Annotated in this window: 16 protein-coding genes; 6 read left to right on the forward strand and 10 right to left on the reverse strand. The window is 54.2% G+C overall.

Annotation, left to right across the window (positions count from 1 at the left end; all coding sequences use genetic code 11):
- The coding region (locus ABQ298_13805; GenBank protein ID MEQ9825454.1) for an alpha amylase C-terminal domain-containing protein at window positions 1-504 on the forward strand (504 nt) is incomplete at its 5' end.
- A 53-nt stretch (window positions 505-557) separates the two neighbouring features.
- On the opposite strand, the gene ABQ298_13810 is transcribed toward ABQ298_13805, so the two are convergent.
- Entirely contained in the window at window positions 558-2,288 is a 1,731-nt protein-coding gene (locus ABQ298_13810) for an ABC transporter ATP-binding protein (GenBank protein MEQ9825455.1), read from the reverse strand.
- A gap of 98 nt (window positions 2,289-2,386) precedes the next feature.
- Window positions 2,387-3,016, reverse strand: coding sequence for a hypothetical protein (locus tag ABQ298_13815; protein ID MEQ9825456.1), 630 nt, complete (start codon window positions 3,014-3,016; stop codon window positions 2,387-2,389).
- A 512-nt stretch (window positions 3,017-3,528) separates the two neighbouring features.
- Between ABQ298_13815 and ABQ298_13820 the strand changes: the two genes are divergently transcribed.
- From ABQ298_13820 to ABQ298_13835, 4 genes are read left to right on the forward strand one after another with little or no spacing between them, the layout of a single operon-like run.
- A complete protein-coding gene (locus tag ABQ298_13820) occupies window positions 3,529-5,082 on the forward strand; it encodes an acyl-CoA carboxylase subunit beta (protein ID MEQ9825457.1) in 1,554 nt (517 codons plus the stop codon).
- Between the two features lie 15 nt (window positions 5,083-5,097).
- On the forward strand, window positions 5,098-5,457 hold the full coding sequence (locus tag ABQ298_13825) for an OadG family protein (protein ID MEQ9825458.1): 360 nt from the start codon (window positions 5,098-5,100) through the stop codon (window positions 5,455-5,457).
- A 39-nt stretch (window positions 5,458-5,496) separates the two neighbouring features.
- Window positions 5,497-5,892 (forward strand): biotin/lipoyl-containing protein, encoded by a 396-nt coding sequence (locus tag ABQ298_13830; GenBank protein MEQ9825459.1) that lies wholly within the window; start codon window positions 5,497-5,499, stop codon window positions 5,890-5,892.
- Window positions 5,893-5,920: 28 nt separating this feature from the next.
- Window positions 5,921-7,081, forward strand: coding sequence for a sodium ion-translocating decarboxylase subunit beta (locus tag ABQ298_13835; protein ID MEQ9825460.1), 1,161 nt, complete (start codon window positions 5,921-5,923; stop codon window positions 7,079-7,081).
- A 101-nt stretch (window positions 7,082-7,182) separates the two neighbouring features.
- Here the strand turns inward: ABQ298_13835 and ABQ298_13840 are convergent, their stop codons facing one another.
- The 8 genes from ABQ298_13840 to ABQ298_13875 all read right to left on the reverse strand — a co-directional run bounded on the left by ABQ298_13840 (window position 7,183) and on the right by ABQ298_13875 (window position 16,593).
- Window positions 7,183-8,322, reverse strand: a complete 1,140-nt coding sequence (locus tag ABQ298_13840; GenBank protein MEQ9825461.1) for a sodium ion-translocating decarboxylase subunit beta — start codon at window positions 8,320-8,322, stop codon at window positions 7,183-7,185.
- Between the two features lie 31 nt (window positions 8,323-8,353).
- Window positions 8,354-8,809 carry a biotin/lipoyl-containing protein gene (locus ABQ298_13845; protein ID MEQ9825462.1) on the reverse strand — a complete coding sequence of 152 codons (456 nt, stop codon included), beginning with the start codon at window positions 8,807-8,809 and terminating at the stop codon, window positions 8,354-8,356.
- A gap of 4 nt (window positions 8,810-8,813) precedes the next feature.
- Window positions 8,814-9,284 (reverse strand): OadG family protein, encoded by a 471-nt coding sequence (locus ABQ298_13850; protein MEQ9825463.1) that lies wholly within the window; start codon window positions 9,282-9,284, stop codon window positions 8,814-8,816.
- Between the two features lie 2 nt (window positions 9,285-9,286).
- Window positions 9,287-10,843, reverse strand: a complete 1,557-nt coding sequence (locus tag ABQ298_13855) for an acyl-CoA carboxylase subunit beta (protein ID MEQ9825464.1) — start codon at window positions 10,841-10,843, stop codon at window positions 9,287-9,289.
- A 137-nt stretch (window positions 10,844-10,980) separates the two neighbouring features.
- Window positions 10,981-11,268: an antibiotic biosynthesis monooxygenase family protein gene (locus tag ABQ298_13860; protein ID MEQ9825465.1), complete on the reverse strand. Its 288-nt coding sequence runs from the start codon at window positions 11,266-11,268 to the stop codon at window positions 10,981-10,983.
- A 144-nt stretch (window positions 11,269-11,412) separates the two neighbouring features.
- Window positions 11,413-14,433, reverse strand: a complete 3,021-nt coding sequence (locus ABQ298_13865) for a S8 family serine peptidase (protein MEQ9825466.1) — start codon at window positions 14,431-14,433, stop codon at window positions 11,413-11,415.
- A 155-nt stretch (window positions 14,434-14,588) separates the two neighbouring features.
- Window positions 14,589-15,890 carry an NCS2 family permease gene (locus ABQ298_13870; protein ID MEQ9825467.1) on the reverse strand — a complete coding sequence of 434 codons (1,302 nt, stop codon included), beginning with the start codon at window positions 15,888-15,890 and terminating at the stop codon, window positions 14,589-14,591.
- 52 nt (window positions 15,891-15,942) lie between these two features.
- Window positions 15,943-16,593: a DUF5020 family protein gene (locus ABQ298_13875; GenBank protein MEQ9825468.1), complete on the reverse strand. Its 651-nt coding sequence runs from the start codon at window positions 16,591-16,593 to the stop codon at window positions 15,943-15,945.
- A 201-nt stretch (window positions 16,594-16,794) separates the two neighbouring features.
- Between ABQ298_13875 and ABQ298_13880 the strand changes: the two genes are divergently transcribed.
- Window positions 16,795-18,042, forward strand: a complete 1,248-nt coding sequence (locus ABQ298_13880; protein MEQ9825469.1) for a uracil-xanthine permease family protein — start codon at window positions 16,795-16,797, stop codon at window positions 18,040-18,042.
- The last annotated feature ends 174 nt before the right edge of the window (window positions 18,043-18,216 follow it).

The raw sequence follows: 18,216 nt of genomic DNA on the forward strand, positions 1-18,216 counted from the left end.
GGAGAGGATGGAAGTGAAGCAGCCGGATTTGGTCAGCCCTCACGCACCAGCATTTTTGACTACATCCCAGTGCCTGCTCATCAGCGCTGGATGAATGGCGGGCGTTTTGATGGTGGGCAGTTGTTCCCACGGGAAAAGGAACTTCGAGAGTGGTATCGTCGGTTGTTGAATCTGGTTCGCTCAGAGGCGGCATTTCTGGGAAGCAGTACAAGCCTGCACCGCCTTAATGCATCCGAAAATCCCGGATATCCAGCATCGGATGTGTATGCCTTTGAGCGTCAAAAGGGCAGGGAGCGAATTGTCGTAGTGGTGAACTTTCGCGATGACCTGCAGCAGTTTGAGTTGAGGTTGTCGGGTGACGAGGCAATGCATGTTTCCAGCTCACCGCACGTGTTGCTGGGCAAGGGAAGGGTGCAGGCGAACCCCGTCACCGACACGGGAACCGGGCGGCACCTCACGGTCGAATTGGAAGCGAATGGATTTCTCATCCTGAAATTTGAGTAACACTGTGTCCTGAAGTTGGATCGCGTGCGAGCAAAGCAGCGCACCCATCGGGATCATTCCGGCAGGATGTCGGCCTGGATTTGCCAGAGTTTGGCATACTGCCCGCCCTTGCGAATCAGGTCCTCATGGCAACCCTGCTCGATGATGCTTCCGCGATCGAGGCAAACAATATTGTGGGCATGGCGGACCGTGGAAAGCCGGTGTGCAATGACAACGACTGTGCGTCCCTTCATGAGCTGGTCCAGTGCTTCCTGGATGTATTTTTCGGTCTCTGTGTCCACGCTCGAAGTGGCTTCGTCGAGAATGACAAGATGCGGGTTGCGCAGCATGATGCGCGCAATGGTCAATCGCTGTTTTTCACCCTGGCTGAGCCTTACTCCACGCTCCCCAATGAGCGTGTCCATTCCCTGGGGCAGGCGTTGAACGAAATCCCAGGCGCGTGCGGAACGCAGGGCTTCGATCATTTCGGGTTCGCTCGCGTTTGCATTGGCAAGTGCCAGATTGGTGCGAACGGTTCCATCAAAAAGGAACGGTTCCTGTGCAACATAGCCAATGTGACTGCGCAGGTCGGCAAGATCGTATTCGCGCACGTCGTGACCGTTAAGCGTGACGCGACCAGAGGTCACATCGTAATAGCGCAGCAGCAGGTTTGCGACCGTGCTTTTCCCTGCTCCGGTGTGGCCGACCAGTGCAGTGACTTCTCCGGGCTTGAGCGTGAGATTGAAACCCTGCAGCACCTCGGGGCGGTCCGGGTATGCAAATCCAACATCTTCGTAGCGAATTTCCCCGAGTACATCGTCGAACCCAATGGGGTTTTCCGGGTTCTGAATGTCGACGGGATGGTCAATGATCTCAAAAACGCGTTCACCCGATGCCTTCCCGGCGGCAAGCATGTGGTTGATGCCGTTCAACCGTCCGAGCGGTTCATACAACATGGACGCATAGGCAAAAAACGCGATGAATTCGCCCGCTGAAATCAAGCGCTGGGACAGCAGGTATCCGCCATAACCAACAACGGAAACGAGTCCGAGGCTGGAGATGAAATTGGTTCCGGGATTGTAGATGGACCAGCGCCACATGACTTTCAGGGTGCGCACGCGAAGTTCCTCGGCAATCTGGCGAAAGCGCTTGGATTCCCGCTCCTGCAGGGCAAAGGACTGGATGATGCGGTTGGCCTGGATGTCTTCCACGAGCATGCTGTTCATCTCGCCGGAAGTTTCGCGAACATCCCTGTGGTTCAATCGGGTGGCACGTGCGTGTGACACTCCCAACCAGAGCACAATGGGAAGGGGCAGTACAATGAGGGCGGCAAGTGTGCCGTTCATCAGGAACAACATCGTGATCACTCCGATGAGCATGAGCAGTGCAGTGCTTCCCTGTTCGGTGCCGTCGAGCAGGGCGCGCTCGACATTGTTCACGTCTTCGATCACGCGGGAGGCGATGTCACCGCTCTTGCGACGGTCGTAAAACGAGATTGGCAGTTCGAGCAATTTGGCGTGAATCTCCTCGCGGATGTCGATCAGTACCTTTTGCTCAAGCAGGTTATTGACGCGGATACGAAGGAAGTTGAGGAAATCCCTCCCCAAATAACTCGCCAGCATCAGCACAGCGGCCAGGATCGCAACAGAAGTGTTGGCCTGTTCCAGCAGCCGGTCGACCGCATATTGGATCACTTTGGGAACGAAGAGTGCAAACGCAGTGGTCCCCAATGCGAAAGCAAGGGTCAGGGAAAACAGCCACGGGTAGCGGAGCAGGTATTTGGATACACGATAGATCGGATTCATAGCCAGTGCTTCGAAAGCAGTTTGCGTTCGAGAAAAAAACAAGCCAAAACCTTAAGAATGATGATGGAGGGTCCTGGCAAGAAGGACTTTTCAGAATCTTACCGGGGTGCAGGAGGAGTGGACTGGAGCCTGAGGTGAACCGCGGGATGGGTGGTGACGGGTAACCACTTGGGGTAATCCTCAGTAGTGGCAGATACGGAGAGGCAGGAAATACCGGTGAAGAGTGCTTCGGGCAGATGCAAACGGATGATTTGGGAATCCGACTCAAGTGAGACCGCATTGACCAGATCGACCATATCGGACTCAGCGGATTTCAGATTCCAGTCCCAGTGGGATGGGGTGAGCCAAAGGTCCAGATGATGCAGTGCGGGAGTTGCATGGCTGTCACAGGGGGTGTCCCAAAATTCGATGATAAAGCGCAAGCCTGTTCCAAGCAGTGAAGCGGGGTCTGGAAGCGGACCCGCAAGGGTCAGGATAAGGGTGCGACCGCGAAAGTGTGCTTTCAGTTCGATTTGCACCAGATCCAGAAAGTTGCGTTTCGCATCCCCGCTGAGGTTTCCAGCAGGGTCTGTTGTGCGGATCACAGTCGATGGCGATTCACTGTTTTCTGCCCGAAGGAAAGCGGAAAGAAGCAAGACCGGAAGCAGGAGCAGGGTTGACCTGTGAAGCTGGGCAACGGTTGAGCTGAGCATGAAATACCAGCCTGCAATTTTTTTGAGATTTTGCAATCAAGTGAACCCGGATCCCGTTATGTGAGTCAAATACAGTGTCTATGTATTGGGGAGACTAATAGAAGATAGAAATAGCAGAGGCGGCGAGAGGAGGACTCGCCGCCTCACTTCTGTACGGAGGTAGTGTTTGCGGATGTGTGCGAACGAGCGAAGTCTCAACCAAAGTCATCGTGTGAGATCCATCGAAGCCCTGCGCAGCTTGATAGTTGCTGCCAGAGCGAATTTTTGCTCTGATTGATTAGTAAAACTTAAGAAAACTATTCGAGATATTAGAAAAAGTCTTTTATTTCCGAAGGAGATCTGCTATCGATAGAACAGGTTTAGGAGTTCTTGCTTCAACAACCGTCGAAATTGCAGAGAAGGGTCACTTGGGAAGTGCCTTGGCCGTTCAAGACTGAGCTGTCAGAGTTCACCGGAGTCGGTGGAGCTGCTATCCTTCGGCGGAATGAATCGAGAAAACCTTCATCCTACACAATTCGCATGGTTTTATCTCGAAAGGTTAAAGGAATATGGCAATCGATCCAAAATTGATTGAGGAACTCAACATCCGTCGTCAGGAGGCGTTTGATGGTGGGGGCAAGGACAAACTGGCAAAGCGCAAAGAGAAAGGGTTGCTGTCGGCCCGGGAACGTCTGGACATTCTGTTTGACGAAGGCTCGTTCCAGGAGTTTGGAATGCATGCCCAGAACAGTTGCAAGAGCTTTGGACTCGCGGAGAAGAAAATGCCGGGGGACGGTGTTGTCACGGGCATCGGGTATGTGAATGGGCGTCTGGTGGCGGCCTATGCGCATGATTTTACGGTCAGCGGAGGATCCCTGGGGCGCATTCATGCGAAGAAGGTATGCACGCTGATGGACTACGCCATGAAGGCGGGATGTCCGATTGTCTGCGTCAACGATTCGGGAGGGGCCCGGATCCAGGAGGGTGTGGATTCGCTTTCCGGATATGGACAGATCTTTTTTCGCAACGTGCAGGCGTCCGGATTGATTCCGCAGATTTCCATCATCGCAGGTTCCTGCGCGGGGGGTGCTGCTTATTCTCCGGCACTGACTGACTTTCTCATCATGACGCGCAAGAACTCTGCGATGTTCATTTGCGGTCCTCAGGTGATCCGCAGTGCCACTGGCGAGCAGGCCGAACTGGAGCAGTTTGCAACTGCCGCAGCCCATGCCTCGGTGAGTGGAAATATTCACATGGTTGCTGAGGATGACGGTCACGCAGTGGAATTGTCAAAAACACTGCTGTCTTACCTTCCGCTCAATAACATGGATGAGCCACCACACCAGCTGACCGATCAGATCAGTTTTGAGGAGAACCCGGTTTTCAATGAGCTGATTCCATCGGACTCGAAGATGGCCTTTGATGTGCACAAGGTGATCCATGCCCTGGTGGACGAAGGGAGTTTCTTCGAGATCATGAAGGACTACGCGAAGAATATTGTGACGGGATTTGCGCGCATCGACGGAGTGGTGGTCGGTATTGTAGCGAACCAGCCGAACTTCAAGGCGGGTTGCCTGGACATCGACGCCTCGGACAAGGGAGCGCGCTTTGTGAGGGTGTGCAATATCTATCACATTCCGATTGTGACGCTGGTGGATGTGCCGGGATTTTTTCCGGGGCTTGCGCAGGAGCGTGGAGGCATCATCCGGCACGGGGCCAAGATGCTTTTTGCCTATGGGGCAGCCACGGTGCCCAAGATCACGCTGATCATGCGCAAGGCGTATGGTGGTGCCTATCTGGCAATGTGCAGCTCAGATCTGGGTGCTGATCTCGTGTATGCATGGCCGAGTGCCGAGATTGCAGTGATGGGCGCGGATGGTGCGGTGAAGATCATCTTTGGCAAACAGCTCAAGGAGGCCGAAAATCCGAGTGATCTGATGGCAAAACTGAATGCCCAGTACCGGGAGGAGTTTGCGTCTCCCTACCAGGCGGCAGCGAACGGGTTGATCACGGACGTGATTGATCCCTCTGCAACACGTGGCACGATCTCACTTGGCCTTCGAAGCCTGCTTTCGAAGCGTGAAACCCGCCCGCCAAAAAAACACGGAAATATTCCGCTCTAAGAGGAGGATGTGACGATGATTATACTGGCAACCTTGCACGATTTTTCGGACGCGCTGATCCATCTTGCCGGATTTGTATTTGTGCTGTTTGTACTAAGCCTGCTCTGGGTGCTGCTCGAAGCAGTCGGAGCGTTTTTTCGGGCACGGGACAAGCGGCCAGTAATGGCTGTGGCAAGCGCACCCGCTGCGGTGACGTCCGTCCCTGCGAGTTCTGATCAGGGAATTCCCGAGGAAGAAGTGGTCGTGATCGCTTCAGCGGTGGCGATGTTGCTGGGCAAACGCGCGCATCGCATTGTTTCGATCCGAAGCTCGGGTCTTGACTGGAGTCGGGAAGGACGGCGCCAGCTACTTCAATCCCATCGCGTTCAGAAATAGCGGACAATCCGCATGCATAACCCATTTGAAAACTATTCCATGAAGAAAAAATTACGCATTACGGTCAAAGGCCAAACCTACGATGTGATCGCCGAGATCCTCGACGATGAAATTGCCTCTCCAGCTCGAAGTGCTTCGGTGCCAGTGGCAGCTACTCACACCGATGTTCCTGCCGCTGCACCGGCACCCACTGCAAAGAGTTCAGCACCTGCACCTGCGGCTCAAGGGGATCTTCCCAGTCCAATTGCGGGCACGGTAGTTTCTGTTCAGAAACCCGTTGGCAGCTCCGTCGCAGAGGGTGATGTGGTGATGGTGTTGGAGGCCATGAAAATGAACACGGAAGTGACGGCACCCGGCTCGGGTAAAGTCACTGCAGTTCATGTTGCTGTTGGGCAGAATATTGAAGAGGGGCAGGCCCTGATGACCATCGCCTGAGGCGATTTCAACCACAGGATACCCGATCATGGATACCTTTTTTGAGACGCTCACGTCGGGCGGCTTTTCGATGTTGACCTGGCAGATGGTCGTGATGTGGGCAGTGGTCATTGCGCTGCTCTATCTCGGCATCGCCAAAAAATTCGAACCGCTGCTGCTGGTCCCGATCGCGATGGGTGCGCTGCTTGCGAACCTGCCGATCGAGCACATCATTCTGAAGGAACCGGTCTTTGATGAGATGGGGCACCTGATCGAAGCCGGAGGCCTGTTCTACTACATCCAGCAGGGAGTGAAACTGGAATTGTTTCCCCCCATCATTTTCCTGGGTGTCGGCGCGCTCACAGATTTTGGACCACTGATTGCGAATCCACGCACACTGCTCCTGGGGGCGGCTGCCCAGTTTGGCATTTTTGCAACCTTTTTGGGGGCGGCAGGCAGTGGCCTGTTCACGATCAATGAGGCGGCTGCAATTGGAATCATTGGTGGAGCAGATGGCCCCACGTCCATTTTTGTGGCCAATAAGCTGGCTCCGGAGTTGCTGGGCGCCATCGCAGTGGCGGCCTACTCCTACATGGCTCTGGTACCGGTGATCCAACCACCAGTCATGCGCCTGCTCACGACGCAAAAGGAACGCCGCATTCGCATGAAATCCTTACGCAAGGTCAGTCGCACGGAGAAGCTCGTGTTTGCGGTCATGGTCATGAGCTTCTGTCTTTTGTTTGTGCCAGATGCGGCTCCACTCATTTCGATGCTGTTCATCGGAAATCTCATTCGTGAGAGTGGAGTGACGGATCGCCTGGCAAAAGCGGCACAGAATGAAATCATCAACATTGTGACGATTTTCCTCGGGTTGACAGTGGGATTGAAGATGTCTTCAGCCAATTTTCTGGATGCGAAAACCCTGGGCATCCTGCTCTTGGGTATCGTAGCGTTTGTTGTGGCAACCGCTTCGGGAGTGATCATGGCAAAGCTGATGAACCTGATCTGGCGCAACAACCCGGTGAACCCATTGATTGGTTCTGCAGGTGTTTCCGCTGTCCCCATGGCCGCGCGGGTGAGTCATGTTGAGGGACAGAAGGCCGACAAGGGCAATTTCCTTCTGATGCACGCCATGGGACCCAATGTTGCCGGCGTCATCGGATCGGCACTGGCTGCAGGGTATTTCATTTCAGCACTTGGCGGGCTTTAGTTGCCGAACTGATTTATCTGCCAATTTTCACAAAAAGGCCGCGCTTGTGTGATAACGAGCGCGGCCTTTTTTGGGGGGTGGAAAAGTATGGGATTTGGAAATCAGAAGGCTCCGAACTTGCCCAGCAGCACACCCGCTGCGATGGCGGAACCGATGACGCCGGCAACATTGGGGGCCATGGCATGCATCAGGAGGAAATTGTTGGGATCCTCCTTGTGACCGACATGCTGCACGACGCGGGCAGAGTCGGGAACGGCCGAAACGCCTGCGGCACCAATCAGTGGGTTGAGTTTGTTGTCTCCCTTGAGGAACAGATTCATGAACTTCGCAAAAATGACTCCGCTTGCGGTTGCCACTGCAAACGCAAGTGCACCGAGGGCGAAGATTTTGACGGAGTCAATGGTGAGGAAATATTTGGCCTGTGTGGATGCTCCGACACAGAAGCCGAGCAAAATGGTCACGATATCAATCATGGCATTGCGGGCTGTGTTTGCCAGACGCTCCGTAACGCAGCTTTCCTTGAGCAGGTTGCCGAAGCAGAGCATGCCAACGAGCGGGATGGAGCCGGGTGCGATCAATGCGCAGATGATGAACGTGCCAATCGGGAAGAGGATTTTTTCCTTTTTGCTGACGACTCTGGGGGCCTTCATGCGCATCAGGCGCTCCTTTCGGGTTGTGAGCAGTTTCATGATCGGTGGCTGAATCACGGGCACCAGTGCCATGTAGGAGTAGGCGGCAACTGCGATCGCTCCGAGCAGGTGAGGAGCGAGTTGGGAGGAAAGAAAGATGGCGGTAGGTCCATCAGCTCCGCCGATGATGGCGGTGGAAGCTGCCTCTTTGCCGGAAAAACCCAACAGGAGTGCACCGATGAGCGTCAGGAAAATCCCCGTTTGAGCAGCGGCACCCAGCAAGACCAGTTTGGGGTTGGACAGCATGGTTGAGAAATCGGTCATCGCCCCAATTCCCAGAAAAATGAGTGGCGGATAGATGCCCTGTCCGACACCAAAGTAAAGGATGTTGATGACACTGCCTTCATCCAGATAGCCCAGATTCATACCGGGAATCGAAGGAATGATGTTGCCCACGAGAATGCCAAAGCCAATGGGCACCAGAAGCAGGGGTTCGTAGTCCTTGGCAATCGCGAGGTAGATAAAGACAAAGGCGATGAGAATCATCAGCAGGTTCTGCCAGGTCAGGTTGGCAAAACCGGTGGTTTGGAAAAAATCAATGAGTGTGTCCATGGATATTTGTAGATTGGGGTCACACGGGGGCTTACCCGATACTGAGCAGCTCCGCTCCCTGGCTGACGGCGTCTCCGGGGTTTACCGAAACCGCAATCACCGCACCATCGACATGGGCATTGATGACGTTTTCCATCTTCATGGCTTCCATCTTGAGCACGGGTTGTCCCTTGCGAACGGTATCTCCCACCTTGACAAACACTTCCATGATCGCACCTGGAATGGGTGCTGTGACCGGGGATCCGCCTGAGACCGATGACGGAGCGGGTGTGGCAGTGGCAGACTTGGAAGACGGCGTTGCACCGGGCTTTGCCTGCGGTGCTTTAGCGGGAATGGGTCGGGTCCGTCCCGCCATGTCGTCGCCGACGCTCTTGACATTGACCTTGTAGGTGGTGCCGTCGATTTCGAGTTCTGCCGCATCGAGGGAGAAGGATTTGACTTGGACTTTGTAGCTCTTGTCCTTGATCGAAAGTTCGTAGGTTTTCATGGATTCAGCTCAGTTTTCGGGTTGCGAGAGTGCGCATCTTTCCGGCGACACCCCAGGCTTGTTGGTTTTCATCCCTGCGGATGGTCAGTTTGGTGTAGTCGGTCAGTTGCTCGTATTCCTGTTCGGCTGCGATCACGTAGGCAATGACCGCTTGCAGCTCGGGCGAAAGCGAAGCGGGTGCGGAAGTGGATGCTGAGGTTTGCGCCGCCGATTTGGCGGTGTCTGACGTTGTAGTTGTTGGGCGGGGTTTGCGCTTTCCACTGAGCAACGGCAGCAGCGAAATATAGGCGAACGTGAGCACGAGTCCGGTGAAGACGATCAACATGCCAAAAATTGAGATTTCGACTCCGTTTTCGGCGCTCACGTTGTCCCATCCGTAGTTGCGTTCGGACGGCACGCTTGCGTGCTGGGTGGTTGTTGAAGCCGGAGCCTGTACTTCCTGCGATTGCAGGTTGAGTGATGTCTGCGTCTCCATGGTCAAAGCGGGATGTTTCCGTGTTTTTTGGGTGGATTCGAATCCTGCTTGCCCTCGAGCATGCTCAGCGCTTTGCAGATGCGGAGGCGGGTGCGCAGCGGGCGGATGATGTCATCGATATAGCCGCGTTTGGCCGCCTCATACGGATTTGCGAAATTCTGTGTGTATTCCTCCTGTTTTTGTGCAAAAACTTGCGCCCCTTGTTCTCCTGCAGCGGCTACCTCACGTGCGTAGAGGATTTCGGTGGCTCCTTTGGCACCCATGACCGCAATCTCGGCGCTGGGCCAGGCGTAGTTGATGTCGCCACGCAGGTGTTTGGAACTCATCACGCAGTAGGCACCACCATAGGATTTACGGGTTGTGATCGTGATCTTTGGAACGGTGGCTTCGGCGTAGGCATAGAGCAGTTTGGCTCCGTTTCGGATGATGCCGCGGTGTTCCTGATAGGTGCCGGGCATGAAGCCGGGAACATCGACGAAAGTGACAACCGGAATGTTAAAACAGTCACAAAATCGCACAAAGCGTGCTCCCTTGATGGATGCATTGTTGTCCAGTACCCCTGCGAGCACCTGAGGCTGATTGGCCACAATGCCAACAGCTGTTCCGTTGTAGCGTCCAAACCCGACGATGAGGTTGTCCGCATAGTGGGGTTGAATCTCGAAAAAGTGGCCGTCATCCACCGTCAGCTTGATAACCTGTTTCATGTCGTAGGCATGATTGGGATTGTCGGGCAGGATGGCATTGAGTTCGGGAATTTCCCTGTCGCAGGGATCGTCAGTCTCCAGCCTGGGCGTCTGCGCCAGGTTGTTCTGGGGAATGAAACTGAACAACTCCCGCATCATGGCGATGGTTTCTTCTTCCGACGCAGCCGAGAGGTGGGCAACGCCGCTGGTTGTCGTGTGAACCGAGGCTCCACCAAGTCCCTCTACGTCTACATCTTCATGCGTGACGGCCTTCACGACCTTAGGACCCGTCAGGAACATGTAGCTGTTTTTCTCCACCATCAGCGTGAAGTCGGTCAAGGCAGGCGAATACACTGCACCGCCAGCGCAGGGACCGAAGATGCCTGAGATTTGGGGAATCACTCCCGATGCCATGACATTGCGCAGAAAGATGTCGGTGTAACCTGCCAGGCTTTCGATTCCCTCCTGGATGCGCGCTCCCCCTGAATCGTTCAATCCGATGACCGGTGCGCCATTTTTCATGGCCATGTCCATGATCTTGCAGATTTTTTCGGCGTAGGTTTCTGACAGGGAACCTCCAAACACGGTAAAGTCTTGAGAAAAAACATATACCAGACGGCCATCAATTGTTCCATAACCTGTGATGACACCGTCACCGGGGAATTGTTTGGAGGCCATCCCAAAGTTCTGACACCGGTGTTCCTTGAACATGTCAAACTCCTCAAATGATCCTTCATCGAGCAACATTTGAATGCGTTCCCGGGCGGTGAAGCGGCCTTTGGCGTGGTGTTTGGCTATGCGATCTTCTCCGCCGCCCAAGCTCGCCTCGCGTCGCTTGTTCATGAGGAGCTGTATCTTTTCGTCCATTTGACTCATGGTGTGTGGTGTTTGTGAGATATGGTGGTTTTGTGTTGTGAAAAAAACTTCGTATAACCTTCGATTTTTGCAAACGAAAGGATTGAAGTGTGAAAAGGGGAAAGATGGGGTGGGGGCTGTAGGAAAAATGCGGTTGATCAGGCGTTGTAGTAGACCTGATACATCGTACGACGTCCGAGCAATTGGTCAATTTTGTCCTGAATTGCCATGCGACTGTCATTGTGGAGCCATTCATCCCAGTTGGATTCGTTGTTCCAGGTACTGATCACGATGTATTCCTCAGGGTCATCCGCATTCATGAGGGTTTCACCTGAGACATATCCCCTTTGAGCCAGTGCAAGTGAGCGCATCTCGAGCAACAGGGGTTTGAGTTCGTTCGCTTTTTCAGCGGGAACCCGGCGGTACAGAATCACTTTGATTGCCATGGTATCGTAGGGGTTGGGGTATTAGGCCTTGGTGTTTTGGTGTTCGCATTGTTTAGTAAAACTAATGCACGGCTTGGCTCAACCCTAATCTGTCTGCGGGGGTGCGATTCTGGGAATCCCGAATGCAACGCATCGAATCGGGCATTATTCAGAAACATTTCTCTGGATGGATGTCGACAGCATGCTGGGGTCCTTGGGAACCCAGAGTGGCCCAGAGAGAACTCCGTCTGGCGCATCCTGCATGGAATCCACGGTTGAGGGGCCAACACCTTCGTTGAACTGAAACCACCCGACGAGTCCGCTGCGGTCTGACTCCTCGACAAAGAGTGATGTTTGGCGAATGGAGTCTGCATCGCGAGCGACATTCCACAAACGGACCCAATCGATCACACCATCAAAGGCACGGTCGGATTGCTGGCGTTCTCCGATGAAAAGCGGGTGTTCGCGGGAAGCCAGTGGACCGCCGAAAGAATCCACATTGAGCTCCACCTCCACAGGTTTCCCATCGATAAAAAGATGGATTTGCTGTCCGTCGTAGGTGGCGGCGACACGATACCAGCGATTCAGCGCGATACTGCCTTTTGGCGAGTTTCCGGCGACAAGGGTTCCATCTGGCATTTCAATCGCAAAGACCAGACAGTGATCCGGGTAGAAGGAATTGTTGGTTCCGTTGACAAACAGGCTGTAGGTGTCGCGATCCAGAATGCGTCCATATCCGATATCTCCGAATTCACCGTAGGAGCGCAGGTAAAAGGAACCCTCTAGCGTGAGGGACTGGGTCAGGTTGTAGGCAGGTCTGTCCTCAAAGCGAACGGCATCATTATTTCCGTCGAACAGCAATGCAAAATCGGAGTCGGCAGAAGTGAACACGCGGACTGTGGTGCTGAATTCGCCATGCGTATCATCGGTGATGGTGTAGCGAAAACTCTCGTGCCCAATGAAGTCCTCTGCGGGGGTGTAAGTGATCAAATCGCCTTCGAGCACCGCTGTTCCGTTTGCAGGGTTCTCAATTTCCAGCACACGAATCGCATCATCAGAACGGTCAAAATCGTTGAGAAGAATGGGGATCGATACACTTCCTCCCCGCGAAACCACGGCCTGGTCCGGCAGGGCAACAGGGCCGGGGTGGATGACTTGCACGCTTGCGTTTGATGTGCCGCCGCTAGCGTCTGCGATGGTGTAGCCGATGCGGTCGATTCCCAGAAACTGACTGGGATCCGGTGTGTATTGCAACTCCTGGTTGGGTGTGATGCTCACCTCTCCCACTTCTCCCTGATAGAGTGAAATGATGGAGAGGGCATCGCCATCGGGGTCGGAATCATTCGCCAGTACGGGTAGCGGCAGGCTGAAGTCGGTCTGAATGAAGCGATCATCCAATGCCATTGGCGCCCTGTTGCGGCGATCATCCAATTCGGTTCCAAAAATGCGCAGATTCCAGCGGTTCAGTGAACCCGTGCCTCCACTGTCAAGATCCTCAATGCGCAGGGTCCAGGTGCCCATTGAGCTTTCATCCCAGAACTGCACGGAGTTGAAGTCCCACTCGGCATAGCTGCCGATGGCATCATCGTGTGGGTGGGACAAAACGCTCTCGGTTCCCGACGGAGATATGAGGGTGATGCGCAAATCACCCCAATCCGAGTGCAATATTCTGGGGGTGAGGATGACCTGTTCGATGCGGAGGTTGCGACTGACTTCAATGGAGCTTTGAAGCGGTGTGCCGGATGAAGGGATAAACTGGGACACATTGCGGGAAGCAGTGGTGGATACCTCCGGGCCAACATTGCTCCAGACGACGGAGGCCTGGATCGCTGCTGAGGCATCCACGCGGCCAAATCCGTATTGGTCATTGAAATACAGGCCCGCTCCATTTTGCTGCCATCCTTCGTCATCCGCATCTACGCGCACGGCGGTTTTGGCGAGAATGTGTTGCACATCCCTCCAGCCGAGCAGTGGGTTTGCCTCGAGCATGAGTGCGATCACTCCAGACACCATGGGAGCGGCCGCCGAAGTGCCACTGAAGTTCGAAGTGTAGTCTCCGAGTGGATTGTATCCCCTGCTGCCAACCCGGTCGGTCGTGAAGATGCCAAGAGTTTGACCCCCGCTGGGTGCGCTGATCAGTAAGGGGGCACCTGTCTCGCTGTAACTGGCGCGTGTGCCTGCATTGCCAATCGCACCTACGGCGATGGTGTAGCGACTGTTGGCCCAGGAATTGTAGTTTACGTTGGATCCAAGTTCGTGGTCATTGCCTGCGGCAAAAACAAACAGGTTTCCGCGTCCAGCGCGACCTTGCCGAACGCCAGTGGCCAGGGCCAGGTTTCCAAGGGTATCGTGACCCACCATGCCGACCAGATCATCGTCGGGGGATCCGACTGCGGGACCCCACGAATTGTTGTAGATGGCAACAATCTGATGCTGATGACTGAGTGCCTGAGCGGATTCTGCATCAGTGTGACTTTTGCCAATGTAGCGAATGGGGACGATGTGCGCTCCGTAGGCGACACCGACAGAACCGATTTGATTGTCAACAGCTGTGATGATGCCGGAGACAGCCGTGCCGTGGCTTGGGTCACGCTCGGTGTCGTTGTCGGTGACAGGACTCCCGTTGAGATTGAGTGCGAGATCAGATCGGATGTTGGCTTCAAGATCCGGGTGGTCCATGTCAACCCCGGTGTCGATCACAGCGATGAGCACACCGCTGCCGCTCAGTCCCCAGTCCCATGCGGGCAGCAGGTTCAGGTCTTCTCCGCGTCGTCCATAGCGGAGTCCGGCGTTGGTGATGTGCCATGCCTCTCCAAAGGATGGGTTGTTTGTGGGGTTTCCAGTCGCTGCCTGAGGGCTTGCATGCAGGTTGCGGTTCTGGCGTTCATGCCACAGGATAGTAGGTTCGGAAGTGAGCGCACGCTCAATTTCGTCCGCCTCCATTGGAGATTTTGAAAAATCGAGTGTGAAGAATCCGTCGAGCGCGCCGATGGCTCCAAGATCCTGTGCATTCCAGGTTTTCAGTGTGGACGCTGGCAGTGGCTCACCGCTTGTTCGCACCACCCAGTGATCCGTCAACGTTGAGTCAGTCTCCCCGTTTTCGGGGCTTGCATGAACGGCAAGGCAATTCCATGCGACACCCCAGAGCAGCAGTGTCTTTTGCAGTATCTGAAAACAACGCATCATCACCCAGTATGTATGAGTTTCTACACCGACTGCAAGCGACTGGATTCGATCCGATCTACGAAGTGGATTGGCAACAACTGCATGCAGGGAATGCGTTTGGGTTCAGCACCCCTACATGAGAATTCCGGCCAGCGTGTGTTTTCGATCAGAGCAGTCTAAACCCAAAACTTTGCGGCAAACAGCACGGTTAAAGCATACATCAGGGGAGTGATTTCCCTGTGTTTGCCAGTGACCAGTTTGAGGACCACGAACGAGATCATGCCAAAAACAATGCCCTCTGCAATGGAGAATGCCAGTGGCATCATGATGATCGTGAGGAAGACTGGAATCAGATCCGTGAAGTCGTCCAGTTTCACGTTGCGAATGGGAGTCATCATCATCGCACCGACGACGACCAGTGCTGAGGCGGTTGCCGCCGCTGGAATCATCAGAAAGAAAGGTGATAGGAACAGTGCGAGCAGGAACATCACGGCTGTCGTCAACGCCGTCAAGCCGGTGCGTCCTCCCTCAGCGACTCCCGATGCGCTTTCGACGTAGGTGGTGACAGTGGAGGTTCCGACGATGGCTCCGAAGGTCGTTCCGATCGCATCCGCAAACAGGGCCTGCTTGGCTCGTGGGACGCGTCCTTCATCGTCCAGCATTTCCGCCTTGGAGGAGACTCCGATGAGCGTGCCGATGGTATCGAACATGTCCACAAAGAGGAAAGTGAACAGCACAACAGCCATATCGAGGGTGAATATCTCTTTCCATTCAAATTTGAAAAACAGTGGGGAAAGGGATGGGGGAGTGAGATCAATGGATGTCGGCAATTGGGTGACGCCGAGCGGAATCCCGATCAACGTGCCCACGGAGATTCCGATCAGCAGTGCACCGCGAATTTTGAGCGCGAGCAGAGCTCCGGCAACAAAGATAATCAGCAGCGCGAGGGCGGGGGCGGGATTGGCAGCCATCTCACTGAGATCTCCCAGACCGACGAGGGTTGCTGGATTGGATACAATGATACCTGCGTTTTTAAGTCCGATGAACGCAATGAAGATCCCGATCCCAACAGAGATCGCATGCTTGAGGTTGAGTGGGATGGAGTTGATGATCATTTCACGGATGTTGAAGGCCGTGAGGATGAGGAAAAGGATGCCTTCGAGAAAGACCGCAGTCAGGGCAAACTGCCAGCTGTGTCCCATGCCCAGACAGACCGTGAAAGCAAAAAACGCGTTCAGTCCCATTCCGGGGGCCAGGGCAAAGGGCAGGTTGGCTGCAAACGCCATCACCATGGTCGCGACTGCAGCGGAGAGTGCAGTTGCGGTGAAGACCGACCCCTTGTCCATGCCAGCAGCACTCAGGATGTCAGGATTGACTGCGAGAATGTAGGCCATGGTCAGGAAGGTTGTGATTCCCGCCATGATTTCGGTGCGCACGGTGGTGCGGTTTTGGGAGAGTTTGAAGAGATTTTCGAACATGTTGATGAACGGGTTGGTGTAATTCAGGCAGTCGGAATGGGGGTTGTGATGATCAGAATGTCCATTTCACTGCGGCAGTGGGGCGAATTTCAAAGCCTTCGATTCCTCCAAAGTTATTGGAAAGTTCGATTTCCGTGCCGATGGAAAAGTGTGAGTTCACGTTATACCAGAGTTGGGGTTCAGCGAGAAAGACATAGCTTTTGCCAAAAAAGAGATCTTCCTTCCAGAAATCGGCAAAGCCGGAGAACGTCATTTTGCCCTGAAGGAAATTCACAAACCAGACCAACGTCAGTTGAAAGTTGTGCGGTTCGTCAGTTGGAGTTTGCGTAATGTGCTTGTACATCACCTGGAAACTGACACCGGAGTTGAAGTCTTCGGCAAGCCAGTTGTAGGCGATCCCGGCAAGATAGGCATTTCCAAAGGAGAATTCGTTGGTAAGTCCACCATTGTATTCGATGTGGGCTGCAAAACCGGAGTCGCCAAGGCGGAATTCGCGGGCAAATTCGCCGTAGGCTGACTTCACCTCCGCATCGTAGTCAAAGTCAATGAACAGGAAAGTGCTGCCCCAGTCATCGGGTTTGAACATTTCAAAAGTGGAGGTTGGGTGTTCCCGCTCGAAGTCATAGTGCAGTTGCAGGTTTTGTGCAGAAACCGTGCAGAAGGTGACGAATGTGAGTGCGATCAGTGCAGTGCGTTGGGTCATGTCGGTGAGACTTGTGGTTTTGGAATGGGTTGTGTGTTGCGATTCCGGCGATGCATTCGACGGAATCCTGTGAATCGCTATTAAAAATTAATGATGGAAACAATTCTTAAAATTAGCTTTTCTTATTTTTAGAATCTGGGCATGCTGCGCTGCAAACGCAGGCCGGTGTGCCCGGTGATTCGACATCCAGCGATTGCACTCATGAATGACACGACTTATCGATTTCGACTCCGGGACAGTATCATCGGACTTCAGTTCCTGCTGGTCGCCTTTGGAGCGCTCGTGCTGGTTCCCATTCTGACAGGATTGGACCCCAATGTAGCACTGTTTACGGCGGGTCTCGGGACTCTGATTTTCCAGTTGGTGAACCGTCGGGAGGTTCCTCCCATCTTTCTGGCTTCGTCCTTTGCATTCATCGCTCCGATCCTGTATGGGGTTCAGACTTGGGGCGTTGCAGGAACGATGTCGGGTCTGTTTGCAGCGGGGATTTTTTATGTCGTGCTGAGTTTCGTGATTCGGCTGCGGGGTTCCGGATTCCTTCATTACCTGTTGCCTCCGATTGTGGTCGGGCCGGTGATCATGACGATTGGCCTAGTGCTTTCGCCGGTGGCCGTCAACATGGCCATGGGCAAAACCGGGGATGGAGCTGCAGAACTCATTCCGTTTGCTCCGTCGATGGTGGTTTCACTGCTTGCGCTGGCTACGACGATCATCGTGTCGATTCTGGGTAGGGGCTTGCTGAGGCTCTTGCCGATCCTGATGGGAATTGGGGTGGGCTATCTTGCGTCACTGCTGTTGGGTATCGTGGACCTCAGTCCGGTGCGCGAAGCGTCCTGGCTGGCAGTACCGTCGTTTGTGGCACCCGAATTCAATTGGAAAGCGATCTTGTTTATCCTCCCAATCGCCATTGCTCCTGCGGTGGAGCACATTGGTGACATGCTGGCGATCAGCAACGTCACCCATCGCAACTATCTCGAAAAGCCTGGACTCAAGAATACCCTATTGGGTGATGGGCTTGCCACCTCGGCTGCTGCTTGTTTTGGAGGTCCGCCAAATACCACTTATTCAGAAGTGACTGGGGCGGTGACGGTGACACGCGCCTTTAATCCGGCAATCATGACCTGGGCTGCGCTCTTTGCAATCCTGCTGGCCTTTGTGGGAAAGCTGGGTGGGTTGCTCGCGACGATTCCAACTCCGGTGATGGGGGGCATCATGCTGCTCCTGTTTGGCATTATCGCATCCATTGGCATGGAAACATTGATCCGTGCGAAAGTGGATTTGGGAGATGCTCGCAGTATGATCATTGTCTCCATGATTCTGGTCTTTGCCATTGGTGGCATGACTTTTCGATTTTGGGGTGTCTCGTTCACAGGCATCGGACTGGGAGCCATTACTGGCATTGTGCTCAATCTCATCCTTCCGCGAAATCGCCCCAAACCCATTGCCTGAGCGGGTTTCCCATAGATTGGCGCTGATACCCATTCTTGTTAAAAGCACTGATCATCAATCACGTTTCCGTAGGACTCGCGTTCATCGCGATGCCGCATCTTGTGAGGTAACTGAGGTCTCCGGCTAGCGAAGACCCTACGTTTCTGTTCAGTGAACAAAACCAGAACCAGTATG

The sequence above is a fragment of the Puniceicoccaceae bacterium genome, from assembly GCA_040224245.1.
Lineage (GTDB): Bacteria > Verrucomicrobiota > Verrucomicrobiia > Opitutales > JAFGAQ01 > JAKSBQ01.

Excerpts from the sequence above, each read along its gene's own strand:
- ABQ298_13810 (MEQ9825455.1), bottom strand. The coding sequence starts at position 2,288 with ATGAATCCGATCTATCGTGTATCCAAATACCTGCTCCGCTACCCGTGG.
- ABQ298_13820 (MEQ9825457.1), top strand. The coding sequence starts at position 3,529 with ATGGCAATCGATCCAAAATTGATTGAGGAACTCAACATCCGTCGTCAG.
- ABQ298_13825 (MEQ9825458.1), top strand. The coding sequence starts at position 5,098 with ATGATTATACTGGCAACCTTGCACGATTTTTCGGACGCGCTGATCCAT.
- ABQ298_13830 (MEQ9825459.1), top strand. The coding sequence starts at position 5,497 with ATGAAGAAAAAATTACGCATTACGGTCAAAGGCCAAACCTACGATGTG.
- ABQ298_13835 (MEQ9825460.1), top strand. The coding sequence starts at position 5,921 with ATGGATACCTTTTTTGAGACGCTCACGTCGGGCGGCTTTTCGATGTTG.
- ABQ298_13840 (MEQ9825461.1), bottom strand. The coding sequence starts at position 8,322 with ATGGACACACTCATTGATTTTTTCCAAACCACCGGTTTTGCCAACCTG.
- ABQ298_13845 (MEQ9825462.1), bottom strand. The coding sequence starts at position 8,809 with ATGAAAACCTACGAACTTTCGATCAAGGACAAGAGCTACAAAGTCCAA.
- ABQ298_13850 (MEQ9825463.1), bottom strand. The coding sequence starts at position 9,284 with ATGGAGACGCAGACATCACTCAACCTGCAATCGCAGGAAGTACAGGCT.
- ABQ298_13855 (MEQ9825464.1), bottom strand. The coding sequence starts at position 10,843 with ATGAGTCAAATGGACGAAAAGATACAGCTCCTCATGAACAAGCGACGC.
- ABQ298_13860 (MEQ9825465.1), bottom strand. The coding sequence starts at position 11,268 with ATGGCAATCAAAGTGATTCTGTACCGCCGGGTTCCCGCTGAAAAAGCG.
- ABQ298_13865 (MEQ9825466.1), bottom strand. The coding sequence starts at position 14,433 with ATGATGCGTTGTTTTCAGATACTGCAAAAGACACTGCTGCTCTGGGGT.
- ABQ298_13870 (MEQ9825467.1), bottom strand. The coding sequence starts at position 15,890 with ATGTTCGAAAATCTCTTCAAACTCTCCCAAAACCGCACCACCGTGCGC.
- ABQ298_13875 (MEQ9825468.1), bottom strand. The coding sequence starts at position 16,593 with ATGACCCAACGCACTGCACTGATCGCACTCACATTCGTCACCTTCTGC.
- ABQ298_13880 (MEQ9825469.1), top strand. The coding sequence starts at position 16,795 with ATGAATGACACGACTTATCGATTTCGACTCCGGGACAGTATCATCGGA.